The organism is Mycobacterium uberis (assembly GCF_003408705.1).
GTDB lineage: Bacteria > Actinomycetota > Actinomycetes > Mycobacteriales > Mycobacteriaceae > Mycobacterium > Mycobacterium uberis.
Window position 1 is genome coordinate 60,946 of the sequence record NZ_QAYL01000015.1, and the last position, 25,440, is coordinate 86,385.

The 25,440-nt window shown below is 59.6% G+C and carries 17 protein-coding genes and 6 pseudogenes; 17 read left to right on the plus strand and 6 right to left on the minus strand.

The window, feature by feature from the left end; translation table 11 throughout:
• Window positions 1-4 precede the first annotated feature (4 nt).
• From MUBE_RS09375 to coaD, 3 genes and pseudogenes are all read left to right on the plus strand, one after another.
• Window positions 5-3,393, plus strand: a pseudogene (locus MUBE_RS09375) (pyruvate carboxylase); the annotation flags it as partial.
• A 55-nt stretch (window positions 3,394-3,448) separates the two neighbouring features.
• A complete protein-coding gene (rsmD, locus tag MUBE_RS09380; RefSeq protein ID WP_116540322.1) occupies window positions 3,449-4,003 on the plus strand; it encodes a 16S rRNA (guanine(966)-N(2))-methyltransferase RsmD in 555 nt (184 codons plus the stop codon).
• A gap of 22 nt (window positions 4,004-4,025) precedes the next feature.
• Window positions 4,026-4,508, plus strand: coding sequence for a pantetheine-phosphate adenylyltransferase (gene coaD, locus MUBE_RS09385; RefSeq protein ID WP_116540323.1), 483 nt, complete (start codon window positions 4,026-4,028; stop codon window positions 4,506-4,508).
• A 461-nt stretch (window positions 4,509-4,969) separates the two neighbouring features.
• Here the strand turns inward: coaD and MUBE_RS17970 are convergent, their stop codons facing one another.
• The 4 genes from MUBE_RS17970 to MUBE_RS09395 all read right to left on the minus strand — a co-directional run bounded on the left by MUBE_RS17970 (window position 4,970) and on the right by MUBE_RS09395 (window position 6,810).
• A complete protein-coding gene (locus MUBE_RS17970) occupies window positions 4,970-5,149 on the minus strand; it encodes a hypothetical protein (protein WP_341537704.1) in 180 nt (59 codons plus the stop codon).
• A complete protein-coding gene (locus MUBE_RS17975; protein ID WP_243632974.1) occupies window positions 5,107-5,397 on the minus strand; it encodes a DUF222 domain-containing protein in 291 nt (96 codons plus the stop codon). Before MUBE_RS17975 ends, MUBE_RS17970 begins: the two co-directional genes overlap by 43 nt.
• Window positions 5,398-5,625: 228 nt before the next feature.
• Complete coding sequence (locus tag MUBE_RS17980) at window positions 5,626-5,805, minus strand: DUF222 domain-containing protein (RefSeq protein WP_243632975.1); 180 nt, start codon at window positions 5,803-5,805, stop codon at window positions 5,626-5,628.
• 615 nt (window positions 5,806-6,420) lie between these two features.
• Entirely contained in the window at window positions 6,421-6,810 is a 390-nt protein-coding gene (locus MUBE_RS09395) for a permease (protein WP_116540324.1), read from the minus strand.
• 436 nt (window positions 6,811-7,246) lie between these two features.
• On the opposite strand from MUBE_RS09395, the gene sepIVA reads away from it, so the two are divergent.
• From sepIVA to MUBE_RS20310, 13 genes and pseudogenes are all read left to right on the plus strand, one after another.
• Complete coding sequence (gene sepIVA / locus MUBE_RS09400; RefSeq protein WP_116540435.1) at window positions 7,247-7,984, plus strand: cell division protein SepIVA; 738 nt, start codon at window positions 7,247-7,249, stop codon at window positions 7,982-7,984.
• A gap of 35 nt (window positions 7,985-8,019) precedes the next feature.
• A complete protein-coding gene (locus MUBE_RS09405; RefSeq protein WP_207801686.1) occupies window positions 8,020-8,673 on the plus strand; it encodes a YceD family protein in 654 nt (217 codons plus the stop codon).
• Complete coding sequence (gene rnc, locus MUBE_RS09410) at window positions 8,670-9,386, plus strand: ribonuclease III (RefSeq protein WP_116540326.1); 717 nt, start codon at window positions 8,670-8,672, stop codon at window positions 9,384-9,386. The genes MUBE_RS09405 and rnc overlap by 4 nt, the downstream gene beginning before the upstream one ends.
• Window positions 9,387-9,425: 39 nt before the next feature.
• Complete coding sequence (gene mutM / locus MUBE_RS09415; protein WP_116540327.1) at window positions 9,426-10,274, plus strand: DNA-formamidopyrimidine glycosylase; 849 nt, start codon at window positions 9,426-9,428, stop codon at window positions 10,272-10,274.
• Between the two features lie 98 nt (window positions 10,275-10,372).
• Window positions 10,373-10,757: pseudogene (locus MUBE_RS09420) on the plus strand (OsmC family protein).
• A pseudogene (locus tag MUBE_RS09425) lies at window positions 10,744-10,971 on the plus strand (acylphosphatase); the annotation flags it as partial. The pseudogenes MUBE_RS09420 and MUBE_RS09425, both read left to right, overlap by 14 nt.
• A 127-nt stretch (window positions 10,972-11,098) precedes the next feature.
• Window positions 11,099-14,710 (plus strand): chromosome segregation protein SMC, encoded by a 3,612-nt coding sequence (gene smc / locus MUBE_RS09430; RefSeq protein ID WP_116540328.1) that lies wholly within the window; start codon window positions 11,099-11,101, stop codon window positions 14,708-14,710.
• Window positions 14,711-14,774: 64 nt separating this feature from the next.
• Window positions 14,775-16,037, plus strand: coding sequence for a signal recognition particle-docking protein FtsY (gene ftsY / locus MUBE_RS09435; protein WP_116540329.1), 1,263 nt, complete (start codon window positions 14,775-14,777; stop codon window positions 16,035-16,037).
• Window positions 16,038-16,186: 149 nt separating this feature from the next.
• A pseudogene (locus MUBE_RS09440) lies at window positions 16,187-16,917 on the plus strand (hypothetical protein); the annotation flags it as partial.
• 134 nt (window positions 16,918-17,051) lie between these two features.
• Window positions 17,052-17,192: a hypothetical protein gene (locus tag MUBE_RS20735; RefSeq protein WP_481318835.1), complete on the plus strand. Its 141-nt coding sequence runs from the start codon at window positions 17,052-17,054 to the stop codon at window positions 17,190-17,192.
• Window positions 17,193-17,256: 64 nt separating this feature from the next.
• Window positions 17,257-17,402 (plus strand): annotated as a pseudogene (locus MUBE_RS20305) (P-II family nitrogen regulator); the annotation flags it as partial.
• A gap of 184 nt (window positions 17,403-17,586) precedes the next feature.
• Window positions 17,587-19,088: pseudogene (locus MUBE_RS09450) on the plus strand (bifunctional uridylyltransferase/uridylyl-removing enzyme family protein); the annotation flags it as partial.
• A gap of 219 nt (window positions 19,089-19,307) precedes the next feature.
• Window positions 19,308-19,787 carry a hypothetical protein gene (locus tag MUBE_RS20310; RefSeq protein WP_424399071.1) on the plus strand — a complete coding sequence of 160 codons (480 nt, stop codon included), beginning with the start codon at window positions 19,308-19,310 and terminating at the stop codon, window positions 19,785-19,787.
• Here the strand turns inward: MUBE_RS20310 and MUBE_RS09455 are convergent.
• Together MUBE_RS09455 and htpG are read right to left on the minus strand one after the other, a co-directional pair.
• Complete coding sequence (locus tag MUBE_RS09455) at window positions 19,782-21,452, minus strand: DEAD/DEAH box helicase (RefSeq protein WP_424399077.1); 1,671 nt, start codon at window positions 21,450-21,452, stop codon at window positions 19,782-19,784. The genes MUBE_RS20310 and MUBE_RS09455 overlap by 6 nt on opposite strands.
• 286 nt (window positions 21,453-21,738) lie before the next feature.
• Window positions 21,739-23,709, minus strand: coding sequence for a molecular chaperone HtpG (htpG, locus tag MUBE_RS09460; protein WP_116540331.1), 1,971 nt, complete (start codon window positions 23,707-23,709; stop codon window positions 21,739-21,741).
• Between the two features lie 145 nt (window positions 23,710-23,854).
• Between htpG and ffh the strand changes: the two genes are divergently transcribed.
• Window positions 23,855-25,438, plus strand: a complete 1,584-nt coding sequence (gene ffh / locus MUBE_RS09465) for a signal recognition particle protein (RefSeq protein WP_116540332.1) — start codon at window positions 23,855-23,857, stop codon at window positions 25,436-25,438.
• Window positions 25,439-25,440: the final 2 nt, after the last annotated feature.

Genomic DNA, 25,440 nt, shown 5'->3' on the forward strand with positions numbered 1-25,440 from the left:
GCGCGTGTTTTCCAAAGTGTTGGTAGCCAATCGCGGGGAGATCGCGATCCGCGCTTTTCGTGCTGCTTACGAACTGGGTATCAGCACGGTGGCAGTGTATCCTTATGAGGATCGCAATTCGCAGCATCGACTGAAAGCTGACGAGTCTTATCAGATCGGCGATATTGGCCATCCGGTCCGAGCGTACTTATCAGTCGACGAAATCGTTAACACGGCTCGCCGCGCTGGTGCCGACGCTGTCTATCCCGGCTACGGGTTTTTGTCGGAAAACCCAGAATTAGCTGCGGCCTGCGTCGCCGCGGGCATCACGTTCGTCGGCCCGAACGCCGAAGTGCTTAAGCTAACCGGAAACAAGTTCCGGGCGATCACTGCGGCCCGCGCAGCCGGCCTGCCTGTGCTCATGTCGTCGGCGCCGTCGGCCTCGGTTGATAAGCTGGTGTCTGCCCTGGAATCAGGCGAGACTGGTATCCGGTTCCCGTTGTTTGTCAAAGCGGTTGCCGGCGGCGGCGGTCGCGGTATGCGCCACGTCAGCGACGTCAGTGCGCTGCCCGAAGCAATCGGCGCTGCCAGCCGAGAAGCCGAGTCCGCGTTCGGGGACCCCACGGTTTATCTCGAACAGGCGATGCTGCAACCACGTCACATCGAGGTGCAGATCCTTGCCGACACCTTCGGCAATGTGATCCGCCTCTACGAGCGCGACTGCAGTGTGCAGCGTCGCCATCAAAAGCTCATCGAACTGGCGCCTGCGCCGGGCTTGCCTACAGAGCTGCGCGATCAAATGTGCGCTGACGCAGTCGCGTTTGCGAGGCATATCGGGTATAGCTGTGCCGGCACGGTGGAGTTTCTGTTGAACGAGAGCGGCCAGTATGTGTTCATCGAGATGAATCCGCGGATTCAGGTGGAGCACACCGTCACTGAGGAGATTACCGATGTTGACTTGGTCTCCAGTCAGCTGCGGATCGCCGCTGGAGTGTCGCTCGACGAGCTTGGTCTGAGCCAGCAGGGCATTCGGCCGCACGGTGCAGCGTTGCAGTGTCGGATCACCACTGAGGATCCGGCTAACGGCTTTCGGCCCGACACTGGTCGTATCAGCGCGTACCGTAGCCCCGGTGGGGCAGGTATCCGGTTGGACGGCAACACCAACCTCGGCGCCGAGATCAGCGCACACTTCGATTCCATGCTGGTCAAGCTGACCTGCCGGGGTCGTGACTTTCCGACGGCCGTGAGCAGGGCGCGCCGGGCGATCGCGGAGTTCCGGATTCGTGGGATATCGACGAATATTCCCTTTTTACGGGCGGTCCTGGATGACCCGGACTTTCAGGCTGGCCGCCTCATCACGTCGTTCATTGACGAGCGGCCGCAGTTGTTGACCGCGCGCGCCTTGGCCGATCGTGGTACCAAGATCCTCAGTTATCTGGCCGATGTCACCGTCAACCAACCGCACGGTTTGCGGCCGTCAACGGTGTATCCGGACGACAAGCTTCCCGACATTGATCTACACACCCGGCCCCCGGACGGATCCAAGCAGCGATTGGTTGAGCTGGGGCCCCAGCGTTTTGCGCGCTGGCTGCGGGAATCGGCAGCGGTCAGGGTTACCGATACGACGTTTCGCGACGCCCACCAATCGCTGCTGGCTACCCGAGTGCGTACCAGCGGGTTGGCTAGGATAGCACCATATCTAGCCCGGATTACGCCACAGTTATTGTCGGTGGAGTGTTGGGGTGGCGCTACGCACGTGTGGCGCTGCGTTTCCTCAAGGAAGATCCCTGGGATCGGTTGGCGACACTACGTGATGCGCTGCCTAACATCTGCTTGCAGATGCTGCTGCGGGGCCGCAACACGGTCGGCTACGCACCGTATCCGGAAGTGGTTACTTCGGCGTTTGTGGCGGAGGCAACAGCCACCGGTGTTGACATCTTCCGAATTTTTGACGCGCTCAACAACGTTGAGTCGATGCGCCCGGCGATCGATGCGGTACATGAAACTGGTTGTGCAGTAGCAGAAGTCGCTATGTGTTATACCGGTGATCTGTCTGACCCGGGGGAGTCACTCTACACCCTAGACTATTACTTGAGCCTAGCCGAACAGATAGTGGGTGCTGGCGCACACGTGCTGGCTGTCAAGGATATGGCAGGACTGTTGCGGCCACCGGCAGCGCGGCGGTTGGTTGGTGCGTTGCGTAGTCGTTTTGATCTGCCCGTGCACGTGCACACCCACGATACACCAGGTGGGCAGCTGGCCAGCTATATGGCTGCATGGCAGGCTGGGGCTGACGCCGTCGACGGGGCTGCCGCACCGATGGCAGGAACCACCAGTCAGCCTGCGCTGAGTTCAATTGTAGCTGCTACAGCACACACCGAGTACGACACCGGTCTGTCGCTCTCTGCGGTATGTGCACTAGAGCCGTACTGGGAAGTGCTACGAAAATCCTACGCACCCTTCGAACTTGGGCTTCCTTATCCGACGGGGCGGGTCTATAACCATGAGATTCCGGGTGGCCAGTTATCCAATCTTCGTCAGCAAGCGATTGCACTGGGGCTGGGGGATCGATTCGAGGAGGTTGAGGAGGCCTATGCGGGGGCTGACCGTGTGTTGGGCAGGTTGGTCAAGGTCACGCCGACGTCGAAAGTGGTCGGCGATCTAGCGCTGGCGTTGGTCGGCGCTGGGATAAGTGCAGATGAATTTGCCTCGGATCCAGAGCGATTCGATATCCCGGATTCAGTGATGGGGTTCTTGCGGGGCGCGCTTGGTGATCCGCCCGGCGGGTGGCCCGAACCGTTGCGGACGATGACGCTGGCCGGCCGTGCTCCGACCAAGCCCATTCAGCAGTTAGCCAACGACGATGAGGCAGCCTTATCATTGGCCGGTCCGAAGCGTCGAGCTACCTTAAACAGGTTGTTATTCCCAGTTCCAACAAAGGAATTCGAGGAACACAGAGAGACCTATGGCGATACTTCACAATTGTCGGTCAACCAGTTCTTCTACGGCCTTCGCCAGGATGAAGAACACAGGGTGGTACTAGAGCCCGGGGTTGAGCTGTTGATCGGGCTGGAGGCCATTTCCGAGCCCGACGAGCGTGGTATGCGAACAGTGGTGTGTATTATCAATGGTCAACTGCGGCCGATCCTGGTGCGTGACCGCAGCATCTCCAGCGTTGTCCCGACCGCCGAGAAGGCCGACCGCAGTAATCCCGGACATATTGCGGCACCGTTCGCTGGAGTCGTCACCGTGGCAGTGTCCGTCGGCGACCAAGTCAGCGTCGGCCAGACCATCGCCAGCATCGAGGTGATGAAGATGGAAGCCCCGATTACCGCCCCGAGGGACGCTGTTGTAGCACGGGTAGCGGTGTCTAATACCGCCGTGGTGGAGAGCGGAGACTTGCTGGTGGTGCTTGAATTGACTGAGCCGGCGACGATACAGAGCGAAGCGATGAAGAGGAGCGGCGCAGGTGACCCGAATCATTGGCGGCGTAGCGCGGGGAAGGCACATCGTTGTTCCACGACGGGGGACCAGGCCGACTACTGATCGGGTGCGTGAGTCGCTTTTTAACATCGTGGCTGCACGGCGGGATTTGACCGGTTTGGCGGTGTTGGACCTCTACGCCGGTTCAGGTGCGCTCGGCCTGGAGGCGCTGTCGCGTGGAACGGCGTCGGCGCTGTTTGTGGAATCCGACCAGCGCACGGTTGCCGTCATCGAGCGCAACGTGGCGGCCTTGGGTTTAGCTGGTGCCAGGCTGTGCCGCGGCCCGGTGGCAACCGTCCTGGCCGGCGGAACCGAGTTGCCGGTGGATCTGGTGTTGGCCGACCCGCCCTACACGACCGACACTGCCGAGGTCGAAGCCGTGTTGGCCGCGTTGACCTCCCACGGCTGGGCGCGACCGGGAACTATTGCGGTGGTAGAGTGTAACGCCGCGAGTGTGCCGCTGACTTGGCCGGTCGAATGGAGTCCGTGGCGATCGCGCAGGTACGGTGACACCCGTCTGGAGCTTGCCGAACTGGTCTGAGTAGCCGTGTAGCGTCTCGGTCATGAGCGGCGCGGTATGTCCGGGGTCATTCGACCCGGTGACGTTGGGCCACATCGACGTCTTTGAACGCGCTGCAGCTCAGTTCGACGAGGTGGTGGTCGCGATCTTGATCAACCCCGCCAAGAAGGGCACGTTCGATCTTGACGAGCGGATTGCGATGATCATTGAGTCGACGACGCACCTGCCCAACGTGCGTGTGGAGGTCGGAGAAGGGCTGGTGGTCGACTTCGTCAGGTCCCACGGGATGACGGCCATCGTGAAGGGTCTGCGCACTGGCACGGATTTCGAATATGAGCTGCAGATGGCGCAGATGAACAAACACATCGCTGGCGTCGACACCTTTTTCGTTGCGACGGCGCCACGGTATTCGTTCGTGTCGTCGTCGTTGGCCAAAGAGGTTGCGATGCTAGCCGGCGATGTGTCGGAGCTTTTACCGGAACCGGTGAACCGCCGATTCCGGGAAAAGATGTCCGGCAGTAGTTAAGCCACAGTAGGTTTTACTGGCGGGCAAGCATCAGCCAGCCGATGTCGGCGGTTAGCTACAGCTCGCCGTCGTTTTTTAGTCGTCACGAAGCAGCTTTTCAGGATGGTGAAAGCTGTTGGTGTGTGGCTGGCCGTGGTCTAGGTATGGTGGTGGGATCTATTCTTTAGATAGGGTCTTTTTGCTTGCGGGTGACTTAATCTTATCAAGGATTTTATGGTTTCAAGGTCAGGTTATTGACGTCAATCGTCCTGCACTTCGCATAGGCGGTGACATGATAGACCTCGTAATAGTAGCCGGATACATCCTGTCCGGGTGCGGTTCAGCTACGATTGTTGACGTGCACCATGATTCGCTGTGTTGGGGAGGCCAGCTGTTTCGTGTGGTATAGCGCGAGGGCTTTGCTGTTGTCGAAGATCGCCGGGTAATGGGGGGGCATGCTGTACCAGGCGGATCACGGTAGCTTATAGATTAAGATGGTGCTGTCGCCGGTGAGTACCTTGCTGGCCGCCGATTCCAAACTTTTCGAGCGTGGTGTAAGCCATGATGGTAGCCGCTGCCCCATTGTGCTGAAACAGCTTTCCGAACATCAGCAGTGCTTTCAATGTTGCGTTGAAGGCGTTGTGGTTGTGCTGGCTCGGCAAGCGGGTATCGCGTAAATTGTTTCCAGTGCGGGCGGTCCGTCGGCCACGGAGGACTGATCTTCAGGGTTGGCCATGTCGGGGGCGATCAGTTTGGCTAACACTGTCTCCACGGTGGCGTGTGTCTCGGGGGTCAGCCAATCGTTAAGGCGAGCCATCCCGTCGGTGTTTTGCTTGCCCAAGGTTAGGCCGTCTCGGCGGGAGCGATCCCCATCAGTATAGTTTGCGTCCGGATTACGGCAGCTGGCCAAGCCGGTCGGCTAGCTCGGTCAGTTGGTCGGGGCGAAACTTGGTGGCCAGCCTAGCCGAATGCGCTTCGGCCTGCTTGTGGGTCTCGATGTTCACCCAGCTGAATAGCCGGTGAAAAAGTTGCGGATTACCTGTACGTGGTAGATCCCGAAGCACTCGTCGCGATGGTCCCCGGCTGTAGCGGTCAACAACGGTGGCAACGGTTGACCGGTCGAGGTGCGCTCGGAGGCTTAAGTCAGCCGTCTCGGCGACCCGGCGTTGGCCTCGCCACCAGCCATGTGCAGTCGGCTCGCCAACGCCGCGGGCAGTGTGCCGCCGAGCTGTTTGGAATCAGACTGCTCGGCGATCTGATTTATCAAGCCGTACTCAAAGGCAGGTAGCTGACGGCACACCATCTCGCACCGTTGCAACAGGGCCAGTCGTTCCGGAGTGGTTAATGCATCTAAACAAGGTCCCCGTCAGCTACGATATTATGTTATCTAGCATATCAAAGACCTCACTAGATTTCCACGCAGTTACTCGAAAACAAGTGCGAATAGTATCGCTAGAGGCCGACGTGCGGAGAAGTTATACGCAGGTAGACGCGGCTATTAGGTGACGGTGATCGTGGTGGTCCTGTTTTGGGGCGGGGAGAGCCGCCCATCATGTGCACCATCGACAATCCCCCTGGAGTCACGAACCGGGAGACCAGCAGCGCCACAAAGAAGAAAACGATATTGAGGTAGGCAGTAGATATTGAGGTAGGCAATATAGTCCCACAAGATCGCCGTGTGCATGACCGTGGCGTTGCGCTGGTCAGGATCAACAGGTCGACGAAGATGAACGTGATGACACCGCTAAAACTGGTTTCTTCGTTTCACAGCACCGCGGCAAGTGACACATTGCCGATTGGGCAGGCGAAGGACACAATTGCTCAAAGAGGGGTCCTGCAATAGGCTTCTACAACGCTGCCCGCCCAGGTGATTGGCGAAAAAAGTTCTGTCTAAGCGGTTTGGGGTACTCCATTGTTTCGATGGCGCCGGCGATTAGGCGATTAGTAGGCCCAGAACAAGATCACGCAGGATCGCTAGCCACTTCATGACGAACGCATGTGAGAAAGCCTTGCGGAGAGAACAGAGCCGTTGCCAGAACGATCCTGCTTCTCGGATTGACATGTCCATAACCAGCGTGGTCTTCCATCTAGCCGGCGGTTCCCCGTTCGGCCCGTTGGCGGGCTTCATTGATGAGCTGGGGTGTACGAACAACCGGAACGAGACAGCCAGTATAATGATCATCAGTGGGCCGTCGACGAACTCTGCGACGTTGAATTGCCAGCCCATCAGCAGAGCCAAGCTGGTGCCTAATTCCAACACCAGATTGGTGGAGCTGATCTCGAATACTATGGCGGGCGTGAAATTGGCGCCCTTACGTAACAGCGGTCAAGCTAAAGCCGCCACGGCGTAGGGAGACATTATGATGCCAAGTCCAACCTGGTTTGACGGCTAGGTTGCGTGGTCGATCGTCTCCTAGCAGTGCCACGAGCGTCGAGCGACGGACCACGGCCTGCACCACTGCACGATAAGACGAATCCAAGGATCAACGCCCACCAGATCTCGCACGCCATCAACCCCACTAGAGCCAGGGGTTAAACCAACTGCTGTCAGTACTGAGTCCTCACATTCAGTCCGGGTGCGATGGTCGGTGTCAAAACGTCGTCATAGTACCCCCTATGGGTAAATTTTCAATCCTTCGGCGCTGGTCTTGGCACTGCCGGTCGTCGGACTAATGTCCGACACACCGAGCCGACAGCATGGTCGCAGCGGTAACAGCAGGCACACTGGTAACAACCAACGATGCCAGGAGGGTATGGCTGTGTACCGAGTCTTTGAAGCGCTGGACGAATTGGGTACTATTGTCGAAGAAGCTCGCGGTGTGCCGATGACGGCAGGTTGTGTGGTACCCCGTGGCGATGTGTTGGAGTTAATCGATGATGTCAAAGATGCGATCCCGGGTGAGCTGGACGATGCCCAGGATGTGCTCGACGCGCGCGATTCGATGCTCAACGAGGCCAAGGCGCATGCCAATTCTATGGTTTCTTCGGCGACTACCGAGTCGGAGTCATTGCTGAACCACGCGCGCGCGGAAGCTGATCGGATCCTGTCTGACGCGCAATCGCAGGCCGAGCGTATGGTCGGCGAGGCGCGTCAACACAGCGAGCGGATGCTCGGGGAGGCTCGTGAGGAGTCGATTCGCATCGCGACGGCAGCCAAACGCGAGTACGAGGCCAGCCTCAGCCGCGCCCAATCCGAATGCGACCGATTGATCGAAAACGGCAATATCTCCTATGAAAAGGCCGTCCAAGAGGGTATCAAGGAACAGCAGCGCCTGGTGTCGCACAACGAGGTGGTACAGGCGGCTAACGCTGAATCCACCCGACTCATCGACGCGGCACACGCTGAGGCGGACCGGCTGCGCGGCGAGTGCGATATTTATGTCGACAACAAGCTCGCCGAGTTTGAGGAGTTTCTCAACGGTACGATCCGTTCGGTGGGGCGCGGCCGTCACCAGCTTCGCACGGCGGCCGGTATGCACGACTATGCGACCCGCTAGCTCGTTGTGCTAAGTACCATCGCTATGGCGAACTGGTGAGTGCTGCGCTGGCGCCACGCGGTGGGCGCCGTAGGATTTCTGTTATGGGTCGGCAGCATGGTGTCACGGCGCAGCGACATCCGGCCTCGCCGATGGCGATCGACATCACCCGGTTGGGGCGACGACCGGGAGCGATGGTCACCCTGCAAAAAACCCTGTCCAGCCCAGCACGCATTGGACTGGAGCTGATCGTGATCGAGCGGGGTGCTCCGATGGACCTTGACCTGCGGGTGGAGTCGGTGTCGGAGGGTGTTTTGGTTACTGGTACATTGAGTGCGCCTACGGTGGGTCAGTGTGCCCGTTGTTTGACCGCGGTCCATGGGCACGTGCAAGTCACCTTAACCGAACTGTTTGTCTGTTCCGACAGCGCGACAGAGGTGATCGCCGCGGGTGAACAGGTCGGACATGTGGTCGATAACACGATCGATCTTGAACAGTCTATCGTCGACGCCGTCGGGCTCGAGCTCCCATTCGCGCCAACGTGCCGGCCGGACTGTCCTGGATTATGCGCAAAATGCGGTGTTTCGTTGGCCGCTGATCCCCGGCATCACCATGACCACATCGACCCGCGTTGGACCAAGTTGAGTGACATGTTGGCGCCCGAAATTCTACAGACATCGAAAACGGACGTATCGTGGGGTGAGCAGTGACCCAGCCCCCACAAGCTCTGCTCGATGCGCTCGACGTCGATTTGCCTGATGAGCTGCTTTCGCTGGCGTTGACACATCGCAGTTATGCTTACGAGCACGGCGGGTTGCCGACCAACGAGCGCTTGGAGTTTCTCGGCGACGCTGTACTGGGTTTGACCATCACCGATGAGCTGTTCCATCGCCACCCTGACCGTTCGGAAGGGGATCTGGCCAAATTGCGGGCCAGCGTAGTCAACACCCAGGCACTGGCCGACGTTGCGCGGAATTTATCCGACGGGGGTCTCGGCGGTTACTTGCTGTTGGGCCGCGGCGAAGCAAATACTGGGGGAGCCGATAAGTCCAGCATCCTGGCCGACGGCATGGAATCGCTGCTGGGTGCAATCTACCTGCAGCACGGTATCGAGGTGGCCCGCCAGGTGATTCTGCGGTTGTTCGGCGCGCTGCTGGATGCTGCGCCCACCCTGGGAGCTGGGTTGGATTGGAAGACCAGCTTGCAGGAGCTAACAGCAGCACGCGGCATGGGTGCGCCATCGTATGCGGTGACCTCCACTGGACCGGACCACGACAAAGAATTCACTGCGGTCGTCGTCGTGATGGACACCGAGTACGGGTCGGGTGTAGGCCATTCCAAGAAAGAGGCTGAACAGAAAGCTGCATCAGCGGCTTGGAAAGCACTCGACGTGCTGGACGGTGTGGGGAAAACTTCCGCGTAGTCGATGCTGATGACCCACTGCGCTTGCGAGCCTCATTAAATGCCCGAACTGCCTGAAGTCGAGGTGGTGCGGCGCGGCCTGCAGTGCCGTATCGTAGGCAGGACGATTACTGCGGTGCGGGTGCATCATTCGCGTGCGGTGCGCCGCCACGCTGCTGGGCCTGCTAACTTCGCAGCCCGGCTGCTCGGTACCCGGATCAACGGAACTGATCGGCGCGGCAAATATCTGTGGCTCCTGCTGGACACGGACACTGCGCTGGTGGTGCATCTCGGCATGAGCGGGCAAATGTTGCTGGGGGCTGTGCCGCGCGCCGATCACGTCCGGATCTCTACGCTGCTTGACGACGGAACCGTGTTGAGCTTCGTTGATCAGCGGACCTTCGGGGGGTGGCTGCTCGCCGACCTAAAGATGGTGGACGGCAATGTGCTGCCGGTGCCCGTCGCCCACTTGGCACGCGACCCGCTCGACCCGAAGTTCGATGCTGAAGCTGTAGTGAAAGTGTTGCGACGCAAGCATTCCGAGATTAAGCGCCAGCTCCTCGATCAGCAAGTGGTGTCCGGAGTCGGTAACATCTACGCCGATGAGGCGCTATGGCAGGCTAAAGTGCACGGTGTGCGGATCGCGGCCATGCTGACCCGTCGGCAGCTGGCCGCCGTTCTGGATGCCGCTGCCAATGTGATGCGCAACGCGCTGGCCCAGGGCGGGACTTCGTTCGATTCGTTGTATGTCAACGTAAACGGCGAATCGGGTTACTTCGACCGATTGTTGGATGCCTATGGCCGCGAAGGTGAAAGCTGCCGGCGCTGCGGCGCGGTAATGCGTCGGGAAAAGTTCATGAACCGTTCTTCGTTTTACTGCCCGAGATGCCAGCCGCGGCCTCGATGGTAACTTCGGCCTCGGACCTTTTCACGCTGCTGTCGATCTTGGTGCAACGACCATCCGGTAGAAAGAAGCCATGATCGAACTGATAGGTTGAACGCACTGGAATACGCCGCTATACAGGATATGGTTCGCGAGGTGCGCAGGTACTTGTCGGCTCCGAGGAGGTCGACGGCGTATTTACTCCCGGTGAGTTGCTCAAGATCGCATGCGTCGCGTGCAGCGAGATGTCCAGCGATGAGCCATTGGCACGACGGCTCGGGGATGACTACAAGGCGGTGGTGCAGGTGTCCGGCGGCGCGGGCCGCGGTCAGGAGTGATACTTACTGCTGCAAGCAACCCCGAGCTCGACCTGTCGGGGTTGTCCGATGCCGACGAGGCCCGCTTGGTGGTTGTGGTCGACTGTGCGATCGACCTGTTCTGCACTGTCGGTCGCGCTCTAACAAACCCGGCACCACCGCGACGTTCAAGGTGGCGGATGTCGGTTTCTGACATTCAGCTTACTGTTTGGGTGCACGGATGGGTCCAATGGGTCGGTTTCCGCTGGTGGACCCGCTGCCGGGCACTGGATCTGGGCTTCACCGGTTACACGGTCAACCATGCTGACGACCGCGTGCTGGTGGTCGCCAAGGGGCCGCGTAGAACCGGCGAGACGTTGCTGCACCAGCTAGAGCAGCACCACGCCTGGTGGGTGAGGTCGACAAGGCGATCGTTGATTGCAGTCCCAACCACTTGGTGGATCAGTGGCTTCAGCGAACGCTCGATCGGTCTCAATTCATGCACGGGGGAGAGCTGGGTAACGTGGATCTGCCGCGCCGGTAGGCTGGCTGGTCGTGTACCTCAAGAGTCTGACGCTGAAGGGCTTCAAGTCCTTCGCATCGCCGACGACTCTACGTTTCGAGCCGGGCATTACCGCTGTTGTCGGACCTAATGGCTCCGGCAAGTCCAATGTCGTCGACGCCTTGGCATGGGTCATGGGAGAGCAGGGAGCCAAGACGTTGCGTGGCGGAAAGATGGAAGACGTCATTTTCGCCGGCACATCGTCCCGTTCCCCGCTGGGACGCGCCGAAGTTACCGTGACCATTGACAACTCCGACAACGCACTACCGATTGAGTACTCCGAAGTATCGATCACGAGACGGATGTTCCGCGATGGCGCCACCGAATACGAAATCAACGGCAGTATTTGCCGTTTGATGGATGTCCATGAACTGCTGAGCGACTCCGGGATCGGCCGCGAGATGCATGTGATTGTCGGGCAGGGCAAGCTTGATGAGATCTTGCAGTCACGGCCCGAGGGCCGTCGGGCCTTTATCGAAGAAGCCGCGGGCGTACTAAAACATCGCAAGCGCAAAGAAAAGGCCCTGCGTAAACTGGACGCAATGTCGGTGAACCTGGCCCGACTCACCGATCTGAACACCGAACTGCGACGTCAACTCAAACCGTTGGGCCGACAAGCCGAAGTAGCTCGACGGGCCGCGACCATTCAGGCTGATCTGCGCGATGCCCGGCTGCGACTGGCCGCCGACGATTTGGTGAGTCTACAAGGACAACGAGACGCGATCGTCGAGGCCCAGACGACGATGCGTCGTGAGCATGATGAAGCGGTCGCTCGGCTGGCAGTCGCAGCCGAAGAACTGGCGGCGCATGAGGTCGCGCTAACCGAACTCTCAGGACGCACCGAGTCTGTCCAACAGGCCTGGTTCAGTCTATCCGCCCTGGCGGAGCGAGTCAGTGCGACAGTTCGGATCGCCAGTGAACGTGCCCACCATCTTGATGTCGAGCCGGCAACATCGGGTGACACCGATCCCGACGCGTTGGAAGCCGAGGCTCAGCAGATGGAGATCGTTGAGCAGCAGCTGCTGGCGGAGCTGGCCGCGGCGCGCGCTCAATTGGAGATCGCCCACGCTGAGTTGATCGACCGCGAGCACTGTGCCGTCGAGGCCGACAAGGCGCATCTGGAGGCGGTCCGAGCAGAGGCAGACCGGCGTGAGAGTTTAGCTCGGTTGGCCGGCCAAGTGGAGACGATGCGGGCGCGCGTCGAATCGATCGATGACAGCATCGCGCGATTATCCGAGCGCATTGAGGAGGCCGCCACACGTGCACAGCAGACCCGCGCGGAGTTTGAAACCGTGCAGGGTCACGTCGATGAACTGGATAAGGGCGAGGTCGGCCTTGACGAGCAGCACGAGCGGACCGTGGCAGCATTGCGGTTCGCCGATGAACGTGTGGCCGAACTGCAGTCCGCCGAACGGAACGCCGAACGCCAGGTGGTTTCGCTACGGGCCCGCATCGACGCACTTTCAGTGAGACTCGAGCGTAAGGACGGTGCGGCTTGGCTTGCGCATAATCACAGTGGCACAGGGTTGTTGGGCCCGATCGCCAAATTGGTGAAGGTGCGTCCCGGGTATGAGGCGGCATTGGCTGCGGCGCTCGGACCGGTGGCAGACGCGCTGGCGGCTGACAATTTGGGCGCGGCCCACAGCGCACTCGCTGCGCTCAAGGAAGCCGACGCCGGCCACGCGGCCCTCGTCTTGGGAGACTGGCCGGCAGATGCCGAGCCGACTTACGCTGCTGGGCTGCCCGACGGTGCCCTCCGGGCACTCGACTTGATTGGGGCACCGCCGCGACTGCAGGGCGCGTTGATTGCCATGCTTTCGGACGTCGCGGTGGTAAACGACCTCGCCGAAGCGTTGGGTGTGGTAGCTATCCGCCCGCAGTTGCGGGTGGTCACCGTTGACGGCGATCTGGTGGGCGCCGGTTCGGTGAGTGGCGGTTCTGACCGCAAGCTGTCGACGCTGGAAATCACTTCGGAGATCGACAAGGCCGGCACCGAGTTGGCCGCCGCTGAGGCGCAGGTGACGCAAGTAAGCGCCGCGCTGTCCGAAGCACTGTCTGAACAGGCCACCTGTTCCGACGCCGTTGAACAGGCGCTGACTGCACTCAACGAATCCGATACCGCAATATTGTCAGTTTATGATCACCTTGGGCGTCTTAGCCAGGAGGAGCGCGCGGCCGAAGCAGAATGGCATAGGCTGCTGGCTCAGCGTGAGGAATTAGAAATTGGACGTGCTGCGACCCTTGAGGAGGTCGTTGAACTCGAGACCCGGTTGCGCAACGGCGAACAGACCCAGCATATGTATGCTGCTGATGAAAACTCTGCAGCGGGCCGGCAGCTGGTTGCTGCTGCAGTCGAGGAGGCCCGTGGTGTCGAAGTAGAAGCTCGGCTTGCGGTGCGCACCGCCGAGGAACGCGTCAATGCGGTGCGCGGGCGGGCGGATTCTCTGCGTCGTGCGGCCGTTGCTGAGCGCGAGGTACGGTTGCAGGCCGCCCAAATGCACGGCGCACGAATACAGGCGGCTGCGGTGGCTGCAGTGGTAGCCGATTGCGGGCAGCTGTTGGGGTACCGGTTGAGCCAGATCGTCGACGTGGCAGCACAACATCGTGCTGTACTGGCTGCCGAGCGCCAGCAGCGATCAGTCGCAATGACGGCGGTGCGCGGCGAAGCAAATATTCTAGGAGCCCGGGTGGCCACCCTTACCGATTCGCTGCACCGAGACGAGGTGGCCAATGCTCAGGTGGTACTGCGTATCGAACAGCTCGAGCAGCTGGTGCTGGAGCAGTTCGGAATGGCGTCGGTCGATTTGGTCACCGAGTATGGTCCGCAGGTTGCACTACCGCCGACTGAGCTTGAGATGGCTGAATTTGAACTGGCAGCCGAGCGTGGCGAGCAAGTTACCGTGCCTGCCTCGATGCCGTACGACCGCGCTACCCAGGAGCGCCGAGCTAAACGTGCCGAGTGTGAGCTAGCCGAGCTGGGTAGGATCAATCCGCTCGCGCTGGAGGAGTTCGCTGCGCTAGAGGAACGCTATAACTTTTTGTCTACCCAACTGGAGGATGTCAAGGCTGCCCGCAAGGATCTGCTTGCCGTGGTCGCCGATGTCGATGCCCGCATCCTGCAGGTGTTCAGCGACGCCTTTACGGACGTGGAGCGCGAATTCCGTGGTGTCTTTACCTCGCTGTTCCCCGGTGGCGAGGGCCGGTTACGGCTGACCGATCCGAGTGACATGCTCACCACTGGCATCGAGGTAGAAGCACGTCCACCAGGCAAGAAAGTCAGCCGGTTGTCGTTGCTGTCCGGCGGCGAGAAGTCACTTACTGCAGTGGCGATGTTGGTGGCGATCTTTAAGGCCCGGCCGTCGCCATTCTACATTATGGATGAGGTGGAGGCTGCGCTCGACGATGTCAATCTGCGCCGCTTGATTGATCTGTTTGAGCAACTGCGTGGTCAGTCGCAGCTGATCATCATTACGCACCAGAAGCCGACGATGGAAGTCGCTGACGCGCTGTACGGTGTCACCATGCAGGGCGATGGCATCACCGCGGTGATCTCGCAGCGGATGCGCGGTCAGCAGGTGAAATCGTTGGTAACCAGTTCCTCCTAGCGCGACTTGAGCGCGTCTCACCCTCGTTGTTCGCTGGGCGTTTCGCCCCTGAAACAATGGCAGCGTGTCGCAAGGTTTTTGGGTTGCCATCACGATCATCGCTGCCTTGGTTATCATCGCCGTCTTGATTCTGGGTCTGGTGCGTTATCGTCGTCGGCGGATCAGCCTATCCCGGCCTCAACCTGGCATGACCGATCGCTCTGGCGGCTACACCGCGTCGTCGGGCATTATCTTCAGCCAAACCGCGCCGCCCGTTCAGCCCGCGGACCACATCGACACCAGCGGACCGCCGGCGGTAGGGGACGATGTGGCCGTGCCTCACGACGCGCCGGGGCGCATGAGCTCCGACGTTTTACTTCCCGAAGCTGAGGCGGCATCTTCCGCGGTCCCTCCAAGCGATGCCATTGCGCCACCCGAAGGCCGATTGGAGCGGCTGCGTGGGCGACTCGTCAGGACGCAGAATGCGTTCGGACGCAGCATGCTGGGCTTGATCGGCGGCGGTGACCTGGATGAGGATTCCTGGCAAGAGCTCGAGGACACTCTGCTGATCGCCGATCTGGGCTCCGTTGCCACCGAATCGGTGGTATCTGCATTGCGCAGCCAGCTGGCCAGCAGCAACGTGCGTACTGAGGCCGACGCTCGGGCTGTTCTGCGTGGCGTATTAATCAGTGAGTTGCAACCCGACATGGATCGCTCGGTCCGAGCTCTACCGCACGCCGACTATCCTGCCGTGCTTCTAATGGTCGGTGTCAACGGCACCGGCAAGACCACCACCGTCGGAAAGTTAGCGCGGGTTTTGGTAGCCGACGGCCGACGCGTCGTCCTCGGCGCGGCCGACACCTTCCGGGCCGCGGCTGCCGACCAACTGCAAACCTGGGCTTGCCGGGTGGGTGCAGAGCTGGTGCGTGGCGCCGAAAGCGCTGACCCGGCATCGGTGGCGTTCGACGCCGTCGACAAGGGCATCAGCGCGGGCGCCGACGTTGTGGTCATCGACACCGCCGGGCGGCTGCATACCAAGGTGGGGTTGATGGACGAGCTCGATAAAGTCAAGCGGGTAGTGACTCGGCGCGCGGCGGTTGACGAGATATTATTGGTCCTGGACGCCACGATCGGGCAAAACGGGCTGGCGCAAGCTCGGGTCTTCGCCGAAATACTCGATATTACCGGTGTCGTGCTGACTAAGCTAGACGGAACGGCTAAGGGCGGCATTGTTTTTCGAGTTCAACGTGAGCTTGGGGTGCCAGTGAAGCTGGTCGGACTGGGTGAAGGTCCGGACGACCTGGCGCCATTTGAACCTGCCGCTTTTGTTGACGCTCTGTTGGGGTAAACCTTTTGAACCGCAGAGCGGCGTTAATCCCGCTGAAGCATGGCGGCCCTGTCGCTGCAACAACCATTCCGCCTGGTTCTTGGACCAGGTTATTAGCCACGCTTGTGAGGGCACATAGGAGGTCAACGCTCACCCGGAGGTGGTAGCGAGTGAACAAATTCCCTGTCCTTGGGCTAGCCCAATACCAATGACACCGCCTGGCTATTGGCGAGTTCTATGCTGGTGCTGTTGGTGACGTCAGGTCTGACGTTTTTCTATAGCGGCATGGCGCGCCAGGGGTGTGCTGAGCATGATCATGATTAATATCAACGCGATGGGTGTGGTGACCGTGTTGTGGGTGCTCTAGGACTACTTGCTCGTTTTTGGAAACGATGTCGGAAATGTCGCCGGCAACTCGACCCAAATACTGGGGTCTGAAGGGGCTCATCGATGTCAATGCCGTTGCGACGGGTCTTAGCACATAGACTGCAGCGGTGAATATCCCGCTGGCCGGTACGATGCCGACCAGCGTATTTGTGGTATTTCAACTGATGTTCGCGATCATCATGGTCGCGCTAATGTCGGGGGCCGTGACCGACTGGATGCGGTTCGGCGTCTGGTTTTTGTTCGCCGGACTATGGGCGACGTTCGTCATCACCACGATCGCCACTGCCGCGGCGGTGCTCAACTGGCGCATCTGCGGTGGCAAGGCGACAACGCTGAGCGCGGTCTTGGGAATTGTCGCCGACTGGTCTCTATCACGCTGTCCTGTTCGTCGGTCAACGTGCTGGGCGCATTGGTGGTCGGCGTGGTCTGTGGGACGAAGTTCTGGCTTGGCTTTGACGATTCCCTCGACGTGGTCAGGGTGCACGTGGTTGGCGGTCTAGTGGGCACGTTGCTGGCGGGCCCCGGAGAGCTCAGCAATTAATGACGTGGCAGAGGTGTCGGAAAGGGTGTTCTATGGCGGGCGCGGCTTCGCCAAGCGATCGGCGCCTTCCGCATTTTGTTCTACTCTGGTGTCGCTACACTAATATCTTGGCGTTGATCCTAGAATTCACCATCAGGCTTCGGCTGGGCGCTGACGATGAAAACGCTGGTATCGACAAGGCTGGGCATGCCAAGACAGCCTACAATTTTGCGGTAGCCGACGAACCGATTCTATACTTACTCTATTAGCGTGGAGGGCACCTGTAACGGCCAGAAGTAGCTGTTGGGTGACAGAGTTGGAGGCAGCGCGGAAGTGAATTTTATTACCGCGATCGTCAAGCCGTTCACACTTGATGACGTCAAGGCAGACCTCGAATAAAGAATAAATGGATGTCCTGGGGGTGATGGCCAGCCAACTTCAAGGCTACGGGCGGCAGAAGGGCCACACTGGAGCTTACCACTTTGCCTTCATGTCGGCCCAGTCCACTTGTCCGTGCGGCGAACATTGGCAAGATTAGGAAACGGCAAAGTCTAGGTTATCCCGGGAAAGACCGTCATCCGAGTATGCACCGGTGAACGCGGATCTGGAGCGTTATGAGGTTAACCGCACAGTGCTGATCCACCGTGAACGGGCTGGGCGGTTATGAAACTCAGCCGGCCCGGTCCGTCCGGTGTCTCTGTATCGGCTTGCATGGAAAGTTTTATGGCAGACGAGTGGCGAAAGGTGCTGTTCAACAGCAATTGTCAACTTGATGCGCCGCGGCTACGCTAAGTGCGGCTGGATCTGCACGCGGCCAGGCTGATCGCCAAGATGGCCGAGGTCGGAACCGCCGATGCGGGCGGCTTCGCGATAGTGGAAATCGGTGGACTTGGGTCGCTATGCATTGTTTCCCTACTCCGACCTGGATCTGATGCTATTGCAAGACGACATGTCTATTGACATTTTGCAATGGGTTACCAATCGGCAGTGGTGTACCATTATGGGAAGCGAATGTTTAACTTGATCACAGCGTGCGAACCGTCTTCGGGGCATTGGTCGTCGCTAACACCGAGATAGTGACTGTCCTGGGCATGCTGGCAGCGCGCCACATCGCCGGTGCTGCGGGGCTACCGGTAAAGTTGCTCTACGGGGTGCGACGTCAGTGGCACAGCGGTATTCGCCGGCCGAATGTACGAGCTGGTCGACAGCACGCATGCCCGCTGGAAGCGTTGTCTGCGGATAGCTGAGCGTGCTGAGCCCGACCTGCAATTAGGTGGTGGCGGTCTTCCGCGACGTCCAGTTGCTCGATGAGCTGGACGTCGAGCGTCACGGCGTACCACAACCCGATATGTCCGTGGGTTCGCTGGATACCGCCTATCTTATCCCTGCTCAATGTTCGCATTGATCTGCATCAGATGTCTGGTCGCGGGCATGGTTTGTTGTTGGCCCAGCACCCGAACGACATCAGTGCGGCCTTGCGCATTGGTGACCGATTCGATCTGGCACGGATGCTGTCTGGACGCCGACCGCACCATTGTTTACCACGCTGAAGTTGTGCTACGAACCATCGTTAATGCATTGCTGCGGCGTGGCATATCGAGCTGGCGGCGACCCAAGCGGCGATCATTAGACGAGAGCGTCGTCGAATTTGCCGGTGAAATCTTGCTGGCCCGCAGTGCCCAACCCGAAGATGGCCCCGGTCTCTTATTACACGTGGCCGCCGCATCGGCCGCTACCGGATTGTTCATCAGCGCTGCCACGCTGAGTCGTCTGGCCACCAGCGCTGCCGAGATGCCAACTTCGTAGCCGTGTGGGACATGAGATGGTTTTTAGCCGTGCTGAACGCTGGCTCCACCACCGTGGTGACCATCGAAGCGCTTGACCACATCGGGCTATGGGGCTGGTTGTTGCCGGAATTGGGTTGCAATCCATGGCCTTTCGCCCTACGACGTCGCGCACAAGTGGACGGTGGACCGCTACTGCCCATCGTGGCCACTGAACGATTAGAGAACCCTCGAGAACGTATCGGAGGTTCTAGGTGACGATCCGTTATTATTCGAAGTACTGCGTGCGTTGACCCGAGGCGGATGTGAAAGCCACTGTGGACCGACTGGAAGGCGTCCCGGATCCAGGATTTGGTCAATCGTTGTCGGATGTTGGTGGCGAGGTGAGGCGTTGCAGTAATTGGATCCTACTGTGCCCCGTAATCTTTTGATTTTTGCCAGTAACGGGGTTGAAGTGGAGATTAGGCTGGGCGATAGTGCGTGCATGTACACTGCCGTGATGGCCGCTCCGGATGCGCGGGGATTGGTCTCGAAAGCCGTCGCTGTATAGGAGTTGGATTTGTTGCGAGTCCACGCTAGCGTCGATGAACAGCAACCACGGTGTCGCGATCACCGAATTTGTTGTGTCACCGTACTTCGGCTCCCCCGGTCGTAGCCGGACTGCTGCGTCAGCAGTTCCTTGGTGAGCTGGTTGGCGATATCGATGTCCTTGAGATACTAGAGAAGCGGGACGGCGAGGCCTCGAGCTCGTCGTTTGCCAGAATGGTGGAGGTACTGACGGGAGTGTCCTTCACGCGTTCGTTAGTAGCGGCACGCATCCTGTGGCTCGACAATGCTGCTCCAGACCAGTTAGTCTTTGAGGTCTGCACCGTGGAATGGACCGGTTTGCTCGCACTGATAACTTGGGTGCTGGAGCGAGCCGGGGTAGACATCGTATGGGCAAAGGTCAACACGTATGGTTCGACCGCGGCTTATATGTTTTGTGTGGTGTGGCCAGCCAAGTCAACCAGGGGCGTCGACGCAGCGCTGCGGGCCATGGTCGAACAGCACCTACTCAGTGTGTTGTGCGGATGCTCATGACTTCTCGGTGTTGAGCTGCCGCACCGCATCAATGCGCGCTTTGAGCTGATCGCGGGTCGCAGCGGCGATCAGTGGTCCCCCGCAGCGTCGTCGGAGTTCACTGTGGATCCAGCCGTGCGGTTTGCCCGTGCGGTGATGGGCTATTGAGACTAGTGAGTTGAGTTCGCGGCGTAGCTCGCGGAGTTGGCCATGCACCGACACCGGCACTCCGGAGGTCCGATCCGGTGCCGATGAAGTTTGTTGTGCGGCGGAACGTTTTTGAAGCTGCTCGTCTTGACGTCGGTGCAGCAGAGCTCGCATCTGATCGGCATCCAGCAACCCAGGTATACCGAGGTAATCGGCCTCTTCCTCACTTCCGGCAGGGGTGGCGGTGCCGAATGATGATCCATCAAAAATGACCTGATCCAGTTCGGCGTCGGCTCCTAGCGCGGTGAAGCTCTTCTCGGTGTCGCCTTGTTCGGTTTGTGTCCTCGTGGCGGGATCACAGTCGAGAGGACTGTCGGTTGATTCGCGGTGCGGTTTGCTCAGCACATGGTTGCGCTGTGCCTCCAACTCACTGGCCAGCTGGAGCAGATTAGGCACCGACGGGACAAATATGCTTGCGGTTTCTCCTGGCCGACGAGACCGCACGAACCGGCCGATGGTCTGTGCGAAGAACAACGGCGTCGCGGCGCTGGTGGCATAGATCCCCACCGACAGCCGGGGTATGTCGACGCCCTCAGAGACCATCCGGACCGCGACTAGCCACCGATTGGTGCTTTCAGCGAATTCGGTGATGTGGGCTGAGGAGGAATTGGGGTCGTCGGACAACACCAACGTGGGAGCTTCTGAGGTCATTTGCGCCAGCAGTTTGGCATACGCACGGGCTGTGGTCTGATCGGATGCGATGATCATGCCGCCGGCGTCGGGCACGTGCGTACGCAATTGGTGCAGTCGCTGATCGGCCGCGGAGATGACCGCCGGTATCCATTCTCCGGAGGGGTCCAGCGCGGTCCGCCACGCCCGTGCGGTCTGTTCGGCAGACAGCGGCTCGCCCAGTCGGGCCGCGTGCTCCGCACCTGCGCTATCTCGCCAGCGTGCCTGCCCGGAGTAGGCCAGGAACACCACCGGACGGACCACGCCGTCGGCAAGGCCTTCAGCGTAACCATAGGTGTGGTCGGCCTGCGAATGCATCAGCCCGTCAGAGCCAGGTGCGTAAGTGACGAACGGAATTGGGTTGTCGTCGCTGCGAAACGGCGTGCCCGTCAGCGCAAGTCGGCGTGTCGCGTCGTTGAAGGCGTTACGGATAGCGTCGCCCCAGGCTTTGGTGTCACCACCATGGTGGATCTCATCAAAGATCACCAACGTTCTGCGCCCTTCGGTGCGTACCCGGTGCAGCGTCGGATGCGCGGTGATCTGAGCGTAGGTTACCGTCACGCCGTGATACTCCGGCGAAGTCTGTGGGTTGGCGTTCGAGAATTTCGGATCCAGCGCCAGACCGCGGGCTGCCGCGGCCCGGGCCCACTGGACCTTGAGGTGCTCGGTGGGAACGACGACAGTGACCTGCTCGACGGTGCGACTACTCAGCAGTTCGGCCATCACCCTTAGGGCGAACGTTGTTTTCCCGGATCCAGGGGTAGCAACGACCAGGAAGTCGCGCGGTTGGCTGGCCAAATACTTCACCATTGCTCGACGTTGCCAACTGCGCAACGGCCGGCTGCCGTCAGGGTTGGCTTGGCTGACCCGCTGCGTCAACACGGTTCCACCGTAGTTGTTCTGCTGCGCATAATGGTTCTCCGATTGCGCTGTTTCACCATGATGTCGGTGCAATGGCCACCGCATTATGCCACATTAGTTCTGTTGCAGCACAACGTACGACGGAATCGCAATCTGCGCCAGCGAAATCATGCGGCAAGTGTAAAGTATAGCACAGCAAGGCTTTTTGGTGCAGTCGCGATGTACGCTGTGCATCTTATACCGACCGGGTCAGAAAATCCGCGAGCAGTCCGGCGAACTTTGCTGGATCCTCCAATGCGCCGCCTTCAGCTATAAGGGCGGTGCCATACAACAATTCGGCAGTCTCGGCGAGCCGACGCAACTGGACAGCGTCACTGCCATCCTTGTGCGCCTGTTGCAGGCCGATGATAAGCGGATGATTCGGATTGAGTTCCAAAATCCGTTTTCCGAGCGGAACGTTCTGTCCGGAAGCCTGGTACATGCGCGCCAGCGCCGGCGTGATGCCGAAGGCGTCAGTGATCAGGCAGGCCGGCGACTCGGTGAGGCGTGTGGATAACCGCACCTCTTTGACGCAATTATTCAAGGTCTCTTTCAACCAGTTCAACAGGCCGGCGAAATCCTGCTCCTTCTCCTTGCGCTCGGCTTCGTGCGCCGTCTTTTCCTCTTCGGAGTCGAGGTCGATCTCGCCCCTGGCCACCGATTGCAACGGCTTGCCGTCGAATTCGTGCGCCATTTCCACCCACACTTCGTCGACAGGGTCGGTTAGCAGCAGAACTTCGTAGCCCTTGGCCTTGAATGCTTCGAGATGCGGAGAATTCAAAACTTGCTGACGCGATTCGCCAGTGGCGTAGAAGATTTGGCCTTGACCGTCTTTCATTCGTTCTACGTATTTGGCCAGGGTGGTGGGTTCTTCGTCGCTGTGCGTCGAGGCGAACGACGAAATCTGAAGCAGTGTGTCCCGATTGTCGGAGTCCGACACCAGGCCCTCTTTGAGGACCTTGCCGAATTGTGTCCAGAACGTGCGGTAGTCTTGTGGTCGCTCAGACTGCAGATCCTTGATTGTCGAGAGGACTTTCTTGGTCAGCCGGCGGCGGATCGCATTAATTTGCCGATCCTGCTGCAGGATTTCGCGAGAAACATTGAGTGACATGTCCTCTGCATCGACGACCCCTTTGACGAAGCGCAGGTACATCGGCATGAGCTGATCGCAGTCGTTCATGATGAAGACGCGCTTAACATACAGTTGCACGCCGGTCTTCGCGTCGGAGTTGAAAAGGTCGAACGGGGCATGTGACGGGATAAAGAGCAGCGCCTGGTATTCGAAGGTGCCTTCGGCCTTCATCGCGATGACCTCGAGCGGGTCATCCCAGGCGTGGGCGATGTGCTTGTAGAATTCCTTATATTCGTCCTCGGAGACCTCGTCTTTTGACTTGGCCCACAGTGCCTTCATCGAGTTGATGGTCTGAGTTTCGATGGTGACTTGCTCTTTGTCCTCTTTGTCCCCCGCCTCTTCTTCGTCCGAGGCAGCCGGAGTGCGTCGTTCGACTTCCATTCGGATAGGCCAGGCTATGAAGTCGGAATATTTCTTGATCAGCTCCCTGATCTTCCATTCCGAGGTGTAGTCGTGCAGCTCGTCCTCGATGTCTTCGGGTTTGAGGTGCAACGTGACTGACGTTCCCTGCGGAGCATCGTCGACGGATTCGATGGTATAAGTAGCCTCCCCTCCCGACGACCATCTGGTGGCCGCGCTGTCACCGGCCTTGCGCGTGAGCAGTTCGACCTTATCGGCTACCATGAAGCTCGAGTAAAAGCCGATACCGAACTGACCGATCAGTTCTCCAGAGGCGGCCTCGTTCTTGGCCGCACGCAACTTCTGACGTAGCTCGGCGGTCCCTGACTTGGCCAGTGTGCCGATCAGGTCCACCACCTCCGCGCGGGTCATACCGATACCGTTATCACGAACGGTCAAGGTGCGTTCAACCTTATCTATCTCGATCTCGATGTGCAGATCGGAAGTGTCAACGATATTTGGGTCCAGGTCTTTGTTCCGAAACGCTTCAAGCCGCAGCTTGTCCAGCGCGTCGGAAGCATTCGAGATCAGCTCCCGTAAAAACGAATCTTTATTGGAGTAGACCGAATGGACCATCAAGTCCAGAAGTTGACGTGCCTCCGCTTGAAACTCCAGCTGTTCGACTTGTGCGCTCATGCCAATCCGTCCGACAAGGTAACCTGCAAATCCACAGAACCAGTTATACTCACCGACTGAGCGACCCGCTGCGTCCGGTTCGGATATGGCTGTTACTTGCGTGCCCCTGCGTCGCGGCACTGGCGATCACCACTAGGCTGGCGGGGTGTTTGAATCGCTTTCTGACCGGTTGACTGGCGCTCTACAGGGGCTGCGCGGCAAGGGCCGGTTGACCGACGCCGATATCGGGGCGACCACTCGCGAAATCCGGTTGGCGCTTCTAGAAGCCGACGTTTCGTTGTCTGTGGTGAAGGTATTTGTGCACCGGATCAAAGAACGAGCTCGGGGCACCGAGGTATCCGCTGCACTCAATCCAGCTCAACAGGTTGTCAAGATCGTCAACGAAGAATTGATCGGTATCCTCGGCGGTGAGACCCGTCAGCTGGTATTCGCGAAGACACCGCCGACTGTAGTGATGCTGGCCGGCTTGCAGGGATCCGGCAAGACAACGCTGGCTGGCAAATTGGCAGCACGCCTTCGCGGACAAGGACACACACCACTTCTAGTGGCCTGCGACCTACAGCGACCGGCGGCAGTTAACCAGCTGCAAGTCGTCGGCGAGCGTGCCGGGGTGCCGGTGTTCGCCCCGCATCCTGGGACCTCGCCCGATTCAGGTCCCGGTGACCCGGTCACTGTCGCGGCGGCCGGGCTCGCCGAAGCCCGTGTTAAACACTTCGACGTCGTAATCGTCGACACCGCCGGACGACTGGGCATCGACGACGAGCTGATGACCCAGGCCGCGGCAATCCGGGAGGCCGTCAACCCCAATGAGGTGTTGTTCGTCCTCGACGCGATGATTGGTCAGGATGCCGTCGCCACCGCTGCGGCATTCGGTGCGGGAGTCGGCTTCACTGGTGTGGTCCTGACCAAACTTGACGGTGACGCCCGCGGTGGGGCTGCGTTATCGGTCCGCGAGGTGACAGGCTTGCCGATCCTTTTCGCCTCCACTGGTGAGAAGCTGGATGACTTCGACGTATTTCACCCGGATAGAATGGCCAGCCGCATCCTGGGCATGGGAGACGTGCTGAGCCTGATCGAACAGGCTGAGCAAGTCTTTGATGCCAAACAAGCTGAGGAAGCCGCCGCTAAGATCGGCACCGGCGAGCTGACGCTGGAGGATTTCCTCGAGCAGATGCTCACGGTCCGTAAGATGGGCCCGATTGGCAACCTGTTGGGCATGCTGCCCGGCGCAGGCCAGATGAAGGAGGTGCTGGCTCAAGTTGATGACAAACAACTCGACCGGTTGCAGGCCATCATTCGCGGAATGACGCCGCAGGAGCGGGCTGACCCCAGGATCATCAATGCATCGCGGCGGCTGCGTATTGCCAACGGCTCCGGGGTGACAGTGTCCGAGGTCAACCAGCTGGTCGACCGGTTCTTCGAAGCTCGCAAAATGATGTCCTCCATGCTCGGCGGTATGGGTATACCCGGCATGGGTCGCAAGTCTGCTACGCGAAAGTTGAAGGGAGGCAAAGGCAAGAAAGGCAAGAAATCGACACGCGGTCCGATGTCGCCAAAGGTCAGGAGTCCCCTTGGGCTCGCAACACCCGGAATGTCAGACATAACGGACATGAAGGCCATGCCGCCAGGATTCCGGGATTTGTCGCAGCTGTCTGACGGTCTCAATGAACTGCCATCCGGGTTGTCTGATTTCGATCTGTCCAAACTGAAGTTCCCAGGCAAGAAGTAGCC

Bases quoted from the DNA above. Each gene is read 5' to 3' on its own strand.
- coaD (WP_116540323.1), top strand. From the start codon at position 4,026: ATGAGCGGCGCGGTATGTCCGGGGTCATTCGACCCGGTGACGTTGGGC.
- mutM (WP_116540327.1), top strand. From the start codon at position 9,426: ATGCCCGAACTGCCTGAAGTCGAGGTGGTGCGGCGCGGCCTGCAGTGC.
- MUBE_RS09455 (WP_424399077.1), bottom strand. From the start codon at position 21,452: ATGGTGAAGTATTTGGCCAGCCAACCGCGCGACTTCCTGGTCGTTGCT.
- htpG (WP_116540331.1), bottom strand. From the start codon at position 23,709: ATGAGCGCACAAGTCGAACAGCTGGAGTTTCAAGCGGAGGCACGTCAA.